Origin of the sequence: Haliscomenobacter sp., assembly GCF_040403615.1 — a bacterium.
GTDB lineage: Bacteria > Bacteroidota > Bacteroidia > Chitinophagales > Saprospiraceae > Haliscomenobacter.
Map to the genome: position 1 here is coordinate 24337 of NZ_JBBAKG010000031.1, position 13650 is coordinate 37986.

The 13650-nt window shown below is 46.1% G+C and carries 21 protein-coding genes; 1 reads left to right on the forward strand and 20 read right to left on the reverse strand.

Annotated features, from left to right (window positions below; translation table 11 throughout):
• Positions 1-12 precede the first annotated feature (12 nt).
• A complete protein-coding gene (locus ABW391_RS11920; protein ID WP_353482094.1) occupies positions 13-816 on the forward strand; it encodes a metallophosphoesterase family protein in 804 nt (267 codons plus the stop codon).
• Between the two features lie 8 nt (positions 817-824).
• Here the strand turns inward: ABW391_RS11920 and ABW391_RS11925 are convergent, their stop codons facing one another.
• From ABW391_RS11925 to ABW391_RS12020, 20 genes are all read right to left on the reverse strand, one after another.
• A complete protein-coding gene (locus ABW391_RS11925; protein WP_353482095.1) occupies positions 825-1133 on the reverse strand; it encodes an ATP-dependent Clp protease adaptor ClpS in 309 nt (102 codons plus the stop codon).
• Positions 1134-1187: 54 nt separating this feature from the next.
• The gene (locus tag ABW391_RS11930) at positions 1188-1634 is read right to left on the reverse strand and encodes an Hsp20 family protein (protein ID WP_353482096.1); all 447 of its coding nucleotides are present in this window, start codon (positions 1632-1634) and stop codon (positions 1188-1190) included.
• Positions 1635-1970: 336 nt separating this feature from the next.
• Positions 1971-3182, reverse strand: a complete 1212-nt coding sequence (clpX, locus tag ABW391_RS11935) for an ATP-dependent Clp protease ATP-binding subunit ClpX (protein WP_353482097.1) — start codon at positions 3180-3182, stop codon at positions 1971-1973.
• A gap of 4 nt (positions 3183-3186) precedes the next feature.
• The gene (locus ABW391_RS11940; protein ID WP_353482098.1) at positions 3187-4626 is read right to left on the reverse strand and encodes a hypothetical protein; all 1440 of its coding nucleotides are present in this window, start codon (positions 4624-4626) and stop codon (positions 3187-3189) included.
• An 8-nt stretch (positions 4627-4634) separates the two neighbouring features.
• Entirely contained in the window at positions 4635-5429 is a 795-nt protein-coding gene (locus ABW391_RS11945; RefSeq protein ID WP_353482099.1) for an ABC transporter permease, read from the reverse strand.
• Entirely contained in the window at positions 5426-6640 is a 1215-nt protein-coding gene (locus ABW391_RS11950; RefSeq protein WP_353482100.1) for an ABC transporter permease, read from the reverse strand. Before ABW391_RS11950 ends, ABW391_RS11945 begins: the two co-directional genes overlap by 4 nt.
• Positions 6637-7626, reverse strand: a complete 990-nt coding sequence (locus ABW391_RS11955) for an ABC transporter ATP-binding protein (protein WP_353482101.1) — start codon at positions 7624-7626, stop codon at positions 6637-6639. Before ABW391_RS11955 ends, ABW391_RS11950 begins: the two co-directional genes overlap by 4 nt.
• 4 nt (positions 7627-7630) lie before the next feature.
• The gene (locus tag ABW391_RS11960; RefSeq protein ID WP_353482102.1) at positions 7631-7942 is read right to left on the reverse strand and encodes a hypothetical protein; all 312 of its coding nucleotides are present in this window, start codon (positions 7940-7942) and stop codon (positions 7631-7633) included.
• A gap of 211 nt (positions 7943-8153) precedes the next feature.
• Positions 8154-8831 carry a hypothetical protein gene (locus tag ABW391_RS11965; protein WP_353482103.1) on the reverse strand — a complete coding sequence of 226 codons (678 nt, stop codon included), beginning with the start codon at positions 8829-8831 and terminating at the stop codon, positions 8154-8156.
• Between the two features lie 2 nt (positions 8832-8833).
• Complete coding sequence (locus ABW391_RS11970; protein WP_353482104.1) at positions 8834-9523, reverse strand: Bax inhibitor-1/YccA family protein; 690 nt, start codon at positions 9521-9523, stop codon at positions 8834-8836.
• A gap of 10 nt (positions 9524-9533) precedes the next feature.
• A complete protein-coding gene (locus ABW391_RS11975; RefSeq protein ID WP_353482105.1) occupies positions 9534-9746 on the reverse strand; it encodes a hypothetical protein in 213 nt (70 codons plus the stop codon).
• Positions 9747-9781: 35 nt separating this feature from the next.
• Positions 9782-10009: a hypothetical protein gene (locus ABW391_RS11980; RefSeq protein WP_353482106.1), complete on the reverse strand. Its 228-nt coding sequence runs from the start codon at positions 10007-10009 to the stop codon at positions 9782-9784.
• Between the two features lie 37 nt (positions 10010-10046).
• The gene (locus tag ABW391_RS11985) at positions 10047-10247 is read right to left on the reverse strand and encodes a hypothetical protein (protein WP_353482107.1); all 201 of its coding nucleotides are present in this window, start codon (positions 10245-10247) and stop codon (positions 10047-10049) included.
• The gene (locus ABW391_RS11990; protein WP_353482108.1) at positions 10244-11611 is read right to left on the reverse strand and encodes an ATP-dependent DNA ligase; all 1368 of its coding nucleotides are present in this window, start codon (positions 11609-11611) and stop codon (positions 10244-10246) included. Before ABW391_RS11990 ends, ABW391_RS11985 begins: the two co-directional genes overlap by 4 nt.
• 3 nt (positions 11612-11614) lie before the next feature.
• On the reverse strand, positions 11615-12073 hold the full coding sequence (locus tag ABW391_RS11995; RefSeq protein WP_353482109.1) for a hypothetical protein: 459 nt from the start codon (positions 12071-12073) through the stop codon (positions 11615-11617).
• Positions 12074-12077: 4 nt separating this feature from the next.
• The gene (locus ABW391_RS12000; RefSeq protein WP_353482110.1) at positions 12078-12431 is read right to left on the reverse strand and encodes a phosphoglycerate kinase; all 354 of its coding nucleotides are present in this window, start codon (positions 12429-12431) and stop codon (positions 12078-12080) included.
• Positions 12431-12676, reverse strand: coding sequence for a hypothetical protein (locus tag ABW391_RS12005; protein WP_353482111.1), 246 nt, complete (start codon positions 12674-12676; stop codon positions 12431-12433). Before ABW391_RS12005 ends, ABW391_RS12000 begins: the two co-directional genes overlap by 1 nt.
• Position 12677: 1 nt before the next feature.
• Positions 12678-13061, reverse strand: coding sequence for a hypothetical protein (locus tag ABW391_RS12010; RefSeq protein ID WP_353482112.1), 384 nt, complete (start codon positions 13059-13061; stop codon positions 12678-12680).
• Positions 13062-13115: 54 nt separating this feature from the next.
• On the reverse strand, positions 13116-13403 hold the full coding sequence (locus ABW391_RS12015; RefSeq protein WP_353482113.1) for a hypothetical protein: 288 nt from the start codon (positions 13401-13403) through the stop codon (positions 13116-13118).
• 59 nt (positions 13404-13462) lie between these two features.
• Entirely contained in the window at positions 13463-13645 is a 183-nt protein-coding gene (locus tag ABW391_RS12020) for a hypothetical protein (RefSeq protein WP_353482114.1), read from the reverse strand.
• Positions 13646-13650: the final 5 nt, after the last annotated feature.

Below are 13650 nucleotides of genomic sequence, written 5' to 3' on the forward strand. Positions count from 1 at the left end.
TAAATATGTATCATGAGCATGACCTTTGACTTAATTTCTGATTTACATTTGGACACCTGGTCCGAAGAATTCAACTGGAGTGGTCAGCCCACCAGTCCTGTTTGTGTAGTAGCAGGTGACATAAGCCCAGATCCCAAAATAGTAAGAAACACACTGAAACATCTGTCAAATTGTTATGCTGCTGTGTTTTATATCGACGGCAATGATGAACATCGATACAGATATCATGAGCTGGAAGAAAGCCATCGCGATCTGGCCAGAACCATCAGCAAATTGCAAAGAGTGACTTATCTCCAGGAAAACGTGATAATAATCGACGGTGTGGCTATTCTAGGCACCAACGGCTGGTGGGGGTATGATTTGGACACATCTATCAGTCGAGATGAAGGCAAACAACGCATGGTAGATTGGTATGAACAAATCATGCCCGGGCACCCAATTGATCCTGAAGAACTCAGCAATTGTGCCAGAGCTGATGCTGCTTATCTGATCAACAGTGTGCAAAAATTACAAACACACAACGATGTCAAAAAAATTGTGATTGTCACTCACACAGTACCAGGCGCAAATTTGATACAGCATGATATTGAACTATCTGGCACCACACAATTCAATCACATGGGCAATCGGCTCATGAACCTGGTGCGCACCAATGACACCGAACACAAAATACATACCTGGTGTTTTGGCCATTATCACGGGGCTGTGGATCAAAATGTAAATGGTGTGAGATTTGTCAACAACTGCCGAGGGCGTGGCGACACACCCTACAAGCAGTCACCCTATTTTCCCAAAAGAATTGTTGTAGAAACGTGATTCCGAAATTATTCGGCGTCAGGCTCTAGTTTGATCTGCAATGGATACTGCTGCTTTCTTGCACTTTCAGTAACCTCTACACCTTTTTGTTCGGCAATTTCATAAGGCAACACTGCAACAATAGCTGATCCGTGCTCGTGTATGCTAACAGTGAGTTCAGTGGCAGTTTCTTCAGTATAACCAAAAAATTCTACTAGACTCTCTACCACAAATTCCATGGCAGTGGTGCTGTCATTGATGTAGATCACACGGTAAAGAGACGGCTCCTTGATGGCTTTTTTTGTTTTTGAAATAGTTGCTGCTTCTGCGTTTGCCATGTTGTTCCTTATGGAGTGGTGGAACTGTTCCACCACTGTATTTACTCAATTATATTATACTGCGTATGTGATTGCAATACTTTTAGGCTTGGCTGACTCAGGAACTTTGCGTTCCAGATACACAGTCAAGATACCATTGCTGATGCTTGCGCCGTTTACTTCCACATGCTCACTGAGTGGGAATGTTTGTTTAAAGTCGCGTTGTGAAACACCACGATGTAGATATTCGTGAGATTGATCTTGTTCTGTTGCTTTAGCACCAGAGATCACCAATTGACGTTGATCTAGACTGATATCAATTTCTCCTTCAGCAAATCCAGCCACAGCAACTTCAATGGTAACAGTGTCGTCGCCAGTTTTGATCACATTGTGGGGAGGATAGTTTGTGCTGGCTTGATGCTGTGTGACACGCATGAGGTCGTCAAATAGATTATCAAATCCAATTCCAAACTTGTGAATTGCAGGAATATCGAAACTACGAAGGGTGAGAGTTTTTGTCATGTTTTTCTCCTATTAAGCAAGATGACTTGTGTAGACCCCACCATGGGCATCTACCGCAGTATTTATTATACTACAAATCAGAATTATATTTTGTTATTTAGGTCAGATACAATGCGAAATTGGCGTAAGTCATGATTGTATCCAGGCACTTGCGGGTTCCAGGTTAGAATAAAAAACGTATAAAATTCGTCGTTATCAAATGCAACTCTATGATTCCATTTGAATGTTTTTTGTGTGTAGGGTATATCGTACTTTACGCTCCATTCCAGTAGAGCAGCCTGAATTTTGTACAACACATGATATGTACCAGGTGACAACGCAAATTCTATATACACGCTAGATATTTACAACCCGGAGTTCCTCAGGTTCTGCCACCTGATCTATATCAATTGACAGCACAGCAATGCCTTGCTGGCGGTATTGTGCAAGATGAAACATGTGCGGCAACAGCACACGTTCTAGTTCGCTGTGCAAGCCCCGTGCGCCAGTTTGATTGATCAAGGTACGCTCTGCAATCTCATCCAGTGCTGCTACTGTAAACGTCAAGTCCACACCATCTTCAGAAAATAGCCAACGATACTGATCCACATAGTTGTTCTTGATCTCAGTGAGAATTCTAATCAGGTCTGCTTTGCTGAGTTGTTTTAGACTGACCCAGTTGGGGAAACGTCCAACAAATTCTGGAATCATGCCAAACTTCACTAGATCATCCGGTGTGGTCATATCTAGGTCAGCATCTACGGATGTTTTTGCAACCTGAGCGTTGAAGCCGATTGAGGTTCCTTGCACACGATTTTTTACTATGGTATCCAGCCCCACAAATGCACCACCAGCAATAAACAAAATGTTGCGAGTGTCAATTTCAATCATGTCACCACCAGGATGCTTTCTGCCGCCGCCTGCTGCTGGAATACGACACACAGTGCCTTCTACCATTTTTAACAGGGCCTGCTGTACACCTTCGCCCGACACATCTCTAGTGATCGACGAGCTTTCGCCTTTGCGAGCAATTTTGTCAATTTCATCCACAAACACAATGCCCTGCTGTGTCTTGGCCACATTGTTGCCCGATGCAGCATACAATCTAGTGATCAGACTTTCCACATCGTCACCCACATATCCTGCTTCGGTAATTGATGTGGCATCAGCAATGGCAAATGGCACATCAAGATAACGTGCCACAGATTTGGCCAACAAAGTTTTACCTGACCCAGTGGGTCCTAACATCAAGATGTTGGCCTTGTCCATTTCTGGATCCACTGTGGTCTTGCTGATGCGTTTGTAATGATTCACAATGGCCACACTGATCATGATCTTGGCAGCGTCCTGACCAATCACGTACTGATCAAGATAGTTCTTTAGGACCATTGGATCTAGTTTAGCCGATGGTGGTTCAGGTGGCACAACTGGTTCGTCAGTTGACAATAGTCCTTGACAAAAATCCACGCACTCGTTGCAGATGCCTGCATACTCACCAACAATAAGTTTACGCACGTCATCTTTGTTTTTGCCACAGAAGCTGCATGAGGAATGGGTTTCTTTGATCATTATTCTATTCTGGAAGTTGTTGCATACGTTGTTCGGAGAGTCTCACGTGAATTTGATTGCTTTCGCTGTCGCTCAAAAGTTCGGGATCATACAATCCTTTTCCAATTTGAACAATCAGGTGATCTATATATGCTACATCGTAAGTATACTGATCTTTTATGGAATTGTCAACTTTGATCCAGCCAGCACCGTTGAATTTATACAACACATTGGGAATAGTTGTGGTCAACACATAGCTGTCACCTTTTATCGCAGTGTCGGGCAGGTGTGTTCCAAATCCAGATGTGGGCTCATGTGATGGCAAAAACTTCATCCAAGGTAGTTCGTCTATCTGCCCGGAGTCAAATAATTTTCGCTGATGTTTGAGTGTGTCTGTAGGATTCTCTGCCTTCCAGTGCGTCATGGCTGCTTTGAGCTCAGGGCTTTCTTCGTCAGAGTCATCATCGTCGGGCTCGAGCAGTATTACTTCTACTGCTGCTGCTTGTGGCACAGGAGGTGAGTCAGGCTCGAACATCCAACCAGGTGAGTGTGGGTTGGCCGGGAATAGTTCTTGCCGGCTCACAAGTTCGCCAGTGGGCAACTCTTGTTGTGCTTTGGCACGTAGCTGGTCCAGCACTTCTGTATCTACAGGGCCATCATCGGGTTCGTATGCTGGTCTCTCAGGTTCGAGTACTCGACTGCTGCGACCTTCACGAGCCCACTTGAGACTTTCTGTAGATGCCAACAACATCATGATAGCCAGCGGATCAAACACGCACACCAACAACATGATCACCCAACGCACTGCACGTTCTAAGATGTTGGCATCAGGATTGTCACCGTAGATCAAGGCAGCTATGTACTTGATTGGACCGACCTCAGCTTCAATCTTGCGAAACTCCGCTCGTAATGGTGCTGCTTCTTCGTTTAGTTTGGCAACGGTTTTTTGTTCTGTGTCAATTTCAGATATGAGACGAGCACGTTCTTTATTTTGAGATCTGCGGATCTGAACAGCTTTTTCAGCACCTTTCTCATCGGCACTACGGCCCATGACCTGGTCCACAGCCTCATCCATTTGTTTCAGCGCCCGGCGATTGGCGTCAATGTTTTCCTTGGATGTTCGAATTTTTTCGTCAAAGATCGAAACCTTGGCCTGACTGTCGCCACTCACAAGACTCTGATCACTGTGTGCTTTTGACAAGAAGCCAAAGATGCCCATGCTGGTGATCAACATCAGCATGATCACAGCAGACACCAGGTATATTTTCATCAACCATCTGGCTCGAGTCCAGTACTCGTGCAGCCATATGGTCACAACCACCTTGGCCAATTCCAGGATGGATCCCATGATCATGATGGGTATTACTGCTGCTGCAAATATGGCTGCCAGGCCGGCAATACTGTAGTAGGCAGCAATAACGCTGAGGCTCAGAGCCACGGCTAGAATTATAAGACTAAGAAACATAAGATTATTTACCGGTTAATAATGGACCTATGACGGCGTAGTGTTAACAGCAATAGCATGCTGGTAACAACAACAATCAATACAAAAGCAGCCGAGAGGATAGTGGGAGAAAGATGTTCTCTTAAGCCAGTCCACATCTGTCGTGGCAAGGTAGTTTGTTCAGGACCACCCAAGAACAGCACTATTACTACTTCATCAAACGATGTGGCAAAGGCAAATACTGCGCCCGACGCTACACCTGGCCACACAGCAGGCAGCATCACATGCCAAAAAGCTGTCCAGGGTGATGCACCTAGACTTCGGGCAGCATGTATCAATTTCATATCAAACACACTCAGTGTGGCAGTGACAGTTAGTACCACAAAAGGTATGCCTATCACTGCGTGTACCAACACAATACCCAGGAGATTGTTGGCAATACCCAGCTTGGAGAAAAAGAAGTATGCACCCACAGCCAGTATCACATAGGGTACAATTATGGGTGCGATCAGCACAGCCATTATAAAACGTTTGCCCGGTAGATTGTAGTGATTCAGTCCCACAGCAGCCATGGTGCCTAGCAAAGTGGCTATTAGTGTGGCCAGCGTTGCAATGAGCAAACTGTTGTAGATGGCGTGTAGCCACACAGGGTTGCTGAACAAATCTCGAAACCAGCGCAGACTATAGGTTTCGATTGGGAAATGAAAATAAGCTGCGTTGCTGAATGCCAAGGGCAACACCAGTAGTATTGGTGCAATCAAGAACAACAAAACTGATCCACCAAACAAGTACAGCAGTGTGGTATAAAGTGCAGAAGTTTTCATCTAATTGTTAACCTATTGTGCCCAACCAGGTGATCATACACTGTGTAAAGCAACAGCACAGCCGCAAGCAAGATAGTTGCTAGAGCAGAGGCAAGGCCCCAGTTCATGGAAGTTCCTATGTTGTATGATACAAAATACGCAATCAACTGATCTGCAGAACCTCCTATCAGTGACGGAGTGATATAGTATCCCAGCGCAAAAACAAATACCAGCAGGCCTCCTGCATTTAGTCCCGGCATGCATTGTGGGAGATACACACGAAAAAAGGCAACCAGTGAACTGGCACCCAGCGATCGGGCAGCTTGCACATAGGTGGTGGGTATCTGTTGCATGACTGAATACACCGGCAAAATCACAAAAGGCAATAGTATATGTGTCATGGCAATTATGACACCAACCCTGTTGAACACAAGAGTCAGAGGTTCAGCAATCAACCCTGACATTTGCAACAGTGAATTGATCAGTCCTTGTTCTTGTAGTACCACTGTCCAGGCTGTGGTACGCACCAGCAGCGATGTCCAGAATGGTATCAGCACAAAAATCAGCAGTAGATTGGCTGTCTTGTCACGCAGGTGTGCCAGCATATAGGCCAGTGGGAAGCCCAGCACAATGCACAAGAATGTCACAGCCAGGGCCACTGCCAGAGTGCGTAGATAAATTGAAATATAGATACGCTGATCCTTGGGCTGCTGTGCAATAGTTCCATCAGGCTGTCGGTGCAGATCCAGTGCGGACAAGAAAAACAGTGAGTGAACCGGTGATGAAAGATTACGAATTGTACCCCATATCTCTGGTTGACTCCAGGCAGGATCAGCAGTTTCAAAAACTGGTGTCCATGGTCCGTTGTCCTGACGTGCCACAACCCGTGATGTTTTCATAAAGACGGCACGCAGTCCGGGTTTTTCAATATTCAAACGGTTGGCAATTGATCCAGTTTGTTGTTCCTGGGCTGCTTTTTTCATGTCATAAGCCAGGGCAGCATAAACTGGTTCGGGCGGCAGTTGATCTCTTGGGCCGGCCCAGGCCTGCAACTCAGCCACAGTGTGCGGGAGGCCATCGGGCACCACAGGATCATAAATGCTGTTGAGTAATATCATACCAAGCGGTGCAACAAAGCTCAGCATGACAAAAAGCAACAACGGTGCAATCATTGCATAGGCACGCCAGCGGCTGCTGTTCTCTGCTTTGTGCATACGTTGATCTAGATTCATGAGTTGATTGTGTGACAGTCGGTGGCCGTCCACCCTAGTGCTACTATGCCGCCAATTTGTAAATCAAGAAATTGTCCATTGTTGGGAAGTGTCACAACAAAATTATCAGTCCCGCACGAATCCAATCGCACACGTATGTATCGGCCTAGACAAGTTATATCACGTACAGTGCCGTTGACAACGGTATCAACAGTTCCGTACACCGGATCAATTTGCACACGCTCAGGCCGGATATACACATTGGGTTTTATCATGTTGTTTTCCCCAATAAATTTGGCTACAAAAGAGTTGTTGGGGTGTGCGTACAGCCGGTCTGGAGTATCAATCTGCTGTATGCGTCCTTGGTAAAATACTGCCACACGGTCTGACATGACCATGGCTTCGGACTGATCGTGTGTGACATACACAAAGGTAATGCCAGTGTCTCGATGTAGACTTTTGATCTCATACTGCAATTGTTCTCGCAACTGTTTGTCCAGTGAAGAAAGTGGCTCGTCCATCAACACCAATTGAGGATCAAACACCAGGGCTCGTGCCACTGCTACTCTTTGCTGTTGACCTCCAGACAGTTGCGCAGGCCGGCGATTCTCAAATCCTGTTAGACCCACTTTATCTAGTACGGCTACAATCTTGCTGCGAGCCGCATCACCTGTTGTGCCGCGAACTTTCAACGGAAAGCCCACATTTTCAGCCACTGTCATGTGCGGAAACAAGGCGTAGTTCTGGAACACCATGCCAATGTTGCGGTGCTCCGGTGCTATACGATTGATAGGCCGACCATCTAGATAAATGTTACCAGCAGTGGGATTTTCAAACCCGGCCAGCATCATGAGTGCAGTGGTTTTTCCAGATCCCGATGGTCCCAACAAAGTCAAAAACTCTCCTCGCACAATGTCAAGAGAGAGATCCTGTATCACAAGAGTTTTGCCGTCGTAGCTTTTTTCAATGTGATCAAATCTCACAAAAGGCTGTTGATTATCTAGCATGGAATTATTCGTTGAGTTTTATCTTGGCACTCACAGCGTACTTTACCGAGATCCAGGATGCAAAGGATTCATCAGGCACATCAAACCAAACTGGATAGGATGTTTGATTGCCCCAGATGTTGTCTAGTTTGCGCTTGACTCTTGACTGGCTTTTCCAACCTGAGCCATAGAGTGTTTTTGCTTCGCGCTGGATTGAGTACCAGACGTTGGTGCTTGAGATATCAAACCAAATACGGTGCATGACCAAGGGCGTTGATTCAAGAGAGCTGAGTGACTCGGACATGCTCGACGCAGCGGCCCCAATTTCAACAGACATATACATATCCTTTCACTGTGTTAATCCTTATTGGCATACCCCCAGGTACCAGCCGGGTTTTGATTTTATTCAAGGACAGTGTCTCAACCTATGTGACTTATGTTCACATGCCACAGTAGCAGTGGGCCTAGGAATTCCACCGCACTATCGAACAGCACCATCTCCTTGGTCATGCACAGTAATTATACAGGCACCGTGGCCTGTTGTCAAATTATTTGGCAGGATCCTCAGCCAGTCCACGCCAGGCTGTGGGTTTGATTGCAAAGCCTTCTCGACGCCACTCACGTCCATTCCAGTCAGCAAACAGCACAAACGGCCAGGTCATTGTGATAACTTCATAACTGCCTGTTCGTGCAGGGGGAGTATCATCATCATACCAATCAGTCAGAGTAGGCTCCTCCGCAGCGTCCTCAGGAACGCCTGGCATTTCCGCAATCAATTCGTCAAGTTCTGCTGCCAACTGTTGATCAGTTTTTTCTTGTGACTCTTGTGCCATGTCTGAAAATACTTCACCAGTGGTTTCATTGGTCATGATCAAGGGACCATGAAACCAGTATTCAGTATCATCATTGCTCCAGCCAAGATTTTCCAGTCCATCCGAGAAATCCCAGGCAGCTTCAATCTGCTCACGTTCTGCGGAACTCATGTCCTCAGGAAATGTCCAGTCACTCCAGCAACCATCGTCCAGGCTGTACAGTTCCCAGTCATAGCCGTAGAGTTCATAGCCGTCTGGGTTGGCAAGATCAACATCGGGCATTTCATCACTTTCGCAATAGAATGTGCCCCAACGATAACCTTCCTCCTTGCTGATTGTCACTCCATCCTTGTACCAGAGCTGTTTTTCAACAGCTGACTTTTTGTAATGTGTTGATAATCTCCAGACGGTCATGATTATTTTCTTTCACCAAATAGTTGTAACAAGTTTAGGAACAGATTGATAAAATCCATGTACAAGGTCAACGCACCGCTAACTTCGGCAGCAGGTGTTGTATCTACACTTAGCTCTTCACGAATACGTTGTGTGTCATAGGCAGTCAATCCCAGGAAGATGATAATAGCCAAGGCACTGATAACCATTTGCATAACAGTACTGCCAATAAAGATGTTTACAATACTGGCAATCACAATAGCAATTAGGCCAACAAACATCATTCGACCCATTGAGCTTAGATCTTTTTTGGTAAAATAACCGTATCCGCTCATTACACCAAACAAGATTGCCGCACCCATGAATGCACTAACAATTGAACCCATGTTGAATACAGCAAAGATCATGGAAAAGCTCAGACCCATCAATGCTGCAAATCCATGTAGACATAATTGTGCCGTAGTTTTACTGGGGCTATTACCCAACACATAGCTGACGCCAAAAATTGCGGCTAGTGGTGCAAAAATCACAATCCACTTTAGTACACCTGTAAAAAAGAATTGCAGCAACTCCGGACTGGTGCCCACAAAGTAACTGACCAACATGGATACAACAACTGCAAGACTCATGTGTCCGTACACACGGCCCATTGCTGAGTTGATTTCGCTGGCAGAACGATATGTCATTCCGCCTGTGTAAGTTGTGTCAAACATAGTATTCTCCTTAAACGTCCAGATCCATCTCGCCGGCTTCTTTCACAAGAGCCAGAACTTCATCCAGTGTGTTACACAAGATCTTGGCAGTGACATAGTCGCCCTTCTTGTTGCGTCCACCTGCTTCTACCATGAAACCATTGTCGTACATATTGATCGTGAACGACTCATTTACCTTGATCAGCTTGTCGCTGATTTTACTTACTGTTTTTGCTGTTGCCATTTGATTTCTCCTAAAAAATTACTATTCATGATTGATTAAATAATGCGTCCAGTCACAGCATACACCAACTGATCCAATGGTGCATCATAGTTTTTACCGTTGCGTCGAAGCATCCAGATTTGTTCCACTAGCTCTTTGGCATTATACGGACCAGTGCTCAGGGGCAAGGCGTCACGACTTTCTAGTTCTTCAATCAGATCCTCTGTTTCAAACTCTCCAAGATCAACATCAACTTCAACTTCTGTGTAAACTGTTTTGTGCATGATTTTTCCTAAAAATTAATATTCATGATTGACCCGGCTATGCCATCCTGTCTACGTTTTGTCCCGCACGGTTCATTCTACGATTCATTTCAATTCTTGCTTGTTCATCAACCTTGGCATCGGCCTGCACCCGTCGTTCTTCTAGTCTAAGTTCTTCGTGACGCCGATCCACTTTTTTGACTTCCATCTGTCGATACACTTCTGCATTTTGTGCAGTTACCCTGCTGACTTCTGTCATAGTTTTTCTCCTGGTTCAAATCCACGAAAGCGTACAAAGCGTGGAAATCTCAATGAGTATGATCCGTCTTGGTTTTGTGTGACTGCGTCAGCTTCGACTTCAACCACGTCACCAAGTAGCTGATCCCGACTGGTCCAATACTCATCACGAAGAGTATCGCTAAACCCAGTGCCAACATTAACGCAAATTCTACGGTCATCATCAACTCCTTCACAAATTATAGCACCTAACCGGCCTGTATTGCGACCGGTACCTTCTTCAAAGCCCACAATATTAAGATCAACTGTGATTGTGGGTTTCCATTTCATCCAAAAGCTAGATCTCTTGCACTCGTATGGTGCGCTGAGATCCTTGATCATGATTCCTTCGAATCCGTTGGCCACAGCATCCTGGGCATATCGATTCATGATGTCATGACCTTCAGCTGTGTCCAGATCCACCGTGATACCGTCCATGAGACGCAGACAATCTGTAGCATCAAATCGTTCTCGAGATCCTGTTAAAATATCAAGTCTCTTGCACTGTTGTGCATTATAGTGTCCTTCTTGAAAACTGTCAAGTGGAATAATATCAAACACATGATACACCATGTCCGTGGTTTTGGCATTTGTTTTGCGTTGTGCTTGCCGCATGAGTTGTTGAAAACTGGCACCCACAATCTCACCATCCAGCACATATCGTCCACCAAATGCACCAATTGATTTGCGGTTGGCAGCAATGGCGTCGGCCACATGCGGGAAGTTTTCAAACACCTTGCCATTACGGCTGTACAGTGTAACGCTGGCACCTTGCACCACTGCTAGTACTCGTACACCGTCCAGTTTGACTTCCAGACGTTTGATGCCTTTCATCTTGGCCGGACGATCAGTTGAGTCCTGTGCCAGCTGGCAAGTAAAGGTAGGTATCTTCCAGGAAGTTTTGCTCAGAACCTTGTTGAGTGTTTTTTCACTGATACCGCAGCGCAGATCCTTGATCAACACTCGTCGGCACAAGCCATTCCACTGTTCAGAGTCAAACAGCTCGCTTACTTCTTCGATACGATCTCTAGCAGCATGGCCAGTTACTCCGCGAGTTCTCAAATTCTCACACAATCCCCAGAATATAGGCCAAGGATTAGGCCGTCCGGTTAGACCCTCAGTCTCCGGTACCTGACGAACATTGTACACATAGAAGGGATTGTATGCAAGATAGCAGTTGAACAAAAAACCCTGTGCGCCGGCACTGCCCAATTTTGACGCCATCAAGGCTTTTTCAATCACTCGTTCTTTGTGCAAGCGGCTGTCGCTGGATTCAAGGTCGTGAACCCAGTCAGCTACCACCACGTGTTTCCAAAACTCATTGTTGTCAAAGTCAATGTCATGCATTATTTAATTCTCCTGTGACTTAGTCAATGCACATACTAATAGAAATTGTTCATAGGCTGCTCGAACACTGGCATGTGTCATTAACTTGTCAGCTTCTGTCTGCATGGCACGAACACCTGCTTCAGCAATGTCGTGAATACTGGCACCATTCAAGGTGCAAAGTTCATCTCCAAACTCCTTGGCCAGTTTCTTCCAGGCTCGTTGCTGTCCGGGTGTGATAGGTGTGCGAGCCGGCCGCATCTCGCTGGCTTTGTTCAGCGCCTTGCGAATTTCATCTTCAGCCACACGCCCTGCAGCAATCATGGCCGCATAGTCAGGATCCACATTGTAACGAGTAGTTGTTCCGCCGGGGTAACTCATAATTAAATGATTACCTTTGGGCAAAGCATCTGTCAAGTTACTGTTGTATTCACTCACAGGAACATATCTGCGACCACGTTTTTCGTAGTAGATCTTTTTCATGCTGTTACCAACTTGAATTGTAAAAAACTTTTAGTCCCAAAAACACTTCTGCTTTGGCTGCTCGAACAAACGCAAGATCACTTGCTCGATACTCGTCGTCGCTGTCCTGCCCAAAAAAGAATCCGCTAGTGGCAGGCAATTGTTTGTGTGTGATTGCACGTTCCAGAGCTTCAAGGTCGTCCCAGGTCAGTTCCAGTTCGTCACCGTTGAACTCACCTTCGTTGCCTTTTTCAATCCACAAGCAATGCATCCAGCCATGCAGGTTAGGATGTTTACGCCAGTAGGCAATCTCACGCTGTCCAGTGTTGTCATCTGCTGCTGCCTTGGCGGCAGCATAAGCATACATGTCTAGTCCCATTACATTACCTTTCTAATTGCAGCCATTGCTTCGGGGAAACGTTTCATGGTGTCAGTTGCACTGTCCAGCTCAAGCAGGGCAGCTTGTTCCAGCAAGCTGATGGCATAGGCCACATCTTCTGCGCCCACTGCTACCATCCAGTCCTGAATTTCTTCTGGGGTTTTTAGATTCATAACAATGGTCATGTCTGCCACTTGGTACTGGTTGAATCCCAATTGAGCAAAGTCGATTTTGCGATTGGTCATGTTACCTAACTCCAAATACTGCTGCCATCAAGGCGTCAACTTCTGCTTGAGTAACTACCACTGGTTCAGTGCGACGAACACGAGCAGGTTTTACTGTCTTGACACGAATAGTTTTGGTGAGATGTTTTTTTGCAGTTTTAGCAGGGCGGAGTTTGACTGCCACTTCACCTGCCAAGGCTTCACGCACCGCATCAGTGTCGGCAAAGCCTGCTAGATTCTGCAGATAACACACAGCCCCAATCTTGTCCATTGCATTTGGCAACGGCACAATATTCACATCAGTGTCGCCCAGCTTGGCCAATTGCTTGCCCCGAGCTTCTGAGTTGGCAAAACGAACTTTAATAGTGCCTTTAAGAACGGAAGTACCAGCGAAAGTATAAAGCATTTAAGACTCCTTTTTGTGATTAAGCGTTAATTATAACAGATTGGCGAATATTGGTCAACCGTTTTGTTGTGTGTGTTTGCACTGGGCGCGGAATCTGAATCCTGAACAGGTGCAGCTCAAGTTGCCGTTTAGGCGTGTCACGGTATAAACATCACCCTTGCTGCCGGCCACAGTCCAGGTCTCGCCTGCAGGCGGTGTCACGTCAACCGAAACATTCCATTGGTCGGGCACAATTTTAAATCGGCGTCCACGGATGTCAATGCGCACGGGTGTACGGAATTTGTGTGCTGCTCCTGTGCCAAACTTCACATAGGCATACATCTTGCTTTTGGCATCGTCCATCAGGTACACATGGTTAGGAGCCGTGTCACCGGACCATTCGGTTGTTTCAGCAAACCATTTCATTTTGCAATCAGGCGCAGGCCTTCGTTCATGACTGTTTGCAGGGCCACCCGCTGTTCAGCAGTGAGTTCGTTGCGCTGTTTTGCGGCCAGCATGGATTCCAGGGATTCTAGTAGAAACCCGCTGACGCTGTGATCAATGCGATACTGTTCACAGATTGAGATAGCTTGAGTAACCGTCATGTGCT

What these genes read in the sequence shown, in the direction of transcription:
- ABW391_RS11920 (WP_353482094.1), top strand. Translation starts at nt 13, where the DNA reads ATGAGCATGACCTTTGACTTAATTTCTGATTTACATTTGGACACCTGG.
- ABW391_RS11925 (WP_353482095.1), bottom strand. Translation starts at nt 1,133, where the DNA reads ATGGCAAACGCAGAAGCAGCAACTATTTCAAAAACAAAAAAAGCCATC.
- ABW391_RS11930 (WP_353482096.1), bottom strand. Translation starts at nt 1,634, where the DNA reads ATGACAAAAACTCTCACCCTTCGTAGTTTCGATATTCCTGCAATTCAC.
- clpX (WP_353482097.1), bottom strand. Translation starts at nt 3,182, where the DNA reads ATGATCAAAGAAACCCATTCCTCATGCAGCTTCTGTGGCAAAAACAAA.
- ABW391_RS11940 (WP_353482098.1), bottom strand. Translation starts at nt 4,626, where the DNA reads ATGTTTCTTAGTCTTATAATTCTAGCCGTGGCTCTGAGCCTCAGCGTT.
- ABW391_RS11945 (WP_353482099.1), bottom strand. Translation starts at nt 5,429, where the DNA reads ATGAAAACTTCTGCACTTTATACCACACTGCTGTACTTGTTTGGTGGA.
- ABW391_RS11950 (WP_353482100.1), bottom strand. Translation starts at nt 6,640, where the DNA reads ATGAATCTAGATCAACGTATGCACAAAGCAGAGAACAGCAGCCGCTGG.
- ABW391_RS11955 (WP_353482101.1), bottom strand. Translation starts at nt 7,626, where the DNA reads ATGCTAGATAATCAACAGCCTTTTGTGAGATTTGATCACATTGAAAAA.
- ABW391_RS11960 (WP_353482102.1), bottom strand. Translation starts at nt 7,942, where the DNA reads ATGTCTGTTGAAATTGGGGCCGCTGCGTCGAGCATGTCCGAGTCACTC.
- ABW391_RS11965 (WP_353482103.1), bottom strand. Translation starts at nt 8,831, where the DNA reads ATGACCGTCTGGAGATTATCAACACATTACAAAAAGTCAGCTGTTGAA.
- ABW391_RS11970 (WP_353482104.1), bottom strand. Translation starts at nt 9,523, where the DNA reads ATGTTTGACACAACTTACACAGGCGGAATGACATATCGTTCTGCCAGC.
- ABW391_RS11975 (WP_353482105.1), bottom strand. Translation starts at nt 9,746, where the DNA reads ATGGCAACAGCAAAAACAGTAAGTAAAATCAGCGACAAGCTGATCAAG.
- ABW391_RS11980 (WP_353482106.1), bottom strand. Translation starts at nt 10,009, where the DNA reads ATGCACAAAACAGTTTACACAGAAGTTGAAGTTGATGTTGATCTTGGA.
- ABW391_RS11985 (WP_353482107.1), bottom strand. Translation starts at nt 10,247, where the DNA reads ATGACAGAAGTCAGCAGGGTAACTGCACAAAATGCAGAAGTGTATCGA.
- ABW391_RS11990 (WP_353482108.1), bottom strand. Translation starts at nt 11,611, where the DNA reads ATGCATGACATTGACTTTGACAACAATGAGTTTTGGAAACACGTGGTG.
- ABW391_RS11995 (WP_353482109.1), bottom strand. Translation starts at nt 12,073, where the DNA reads ATGAAAAAGATCTACTACGAAAAACGTGGTCGCAGATATGTTCCTGTG.
- ABW391_RS12000 (WP_353482110.1), bottom strand. Translation starts at nt 12,431, where the DNA reads ATGGGACTAGACATGTATGCTTATGCTGCCGCCAAGGCAGCAGCAGAT.
- ABW391_RS12005 (WP_353482111.1), bottom strand. Translation starts at nt 12,676, where the DNA reads ATGACCAATCGCAAAATCGACTTTGCTCAATTGGGATTCAACCAGTAC.
- ABW391_RS12010 (WP_353482112.1), bottom strand. Translation starts at nt 13,061, where the DNA reads ATGCTTTATACTTTCGCTGGTACTTCCGTTCTTAAAGGCACTATTAAA.
- ABW391_RS12015 (WP_353482113.1), bottom strand. Translation starts at nt 13,403, where the DNA reads ATGGACGATGCCAAAAGCAAGATGTATGCCTATGTGAAGTTTGGCACA.
- ABW391_RS12020 (WP_353482114.1), bottom strand. Translation starts at nt 13,645, where the DNA reads ATGACGGTTACTCAAGCTATCTCAATCTGTGAACAGTATCGCATTGAT.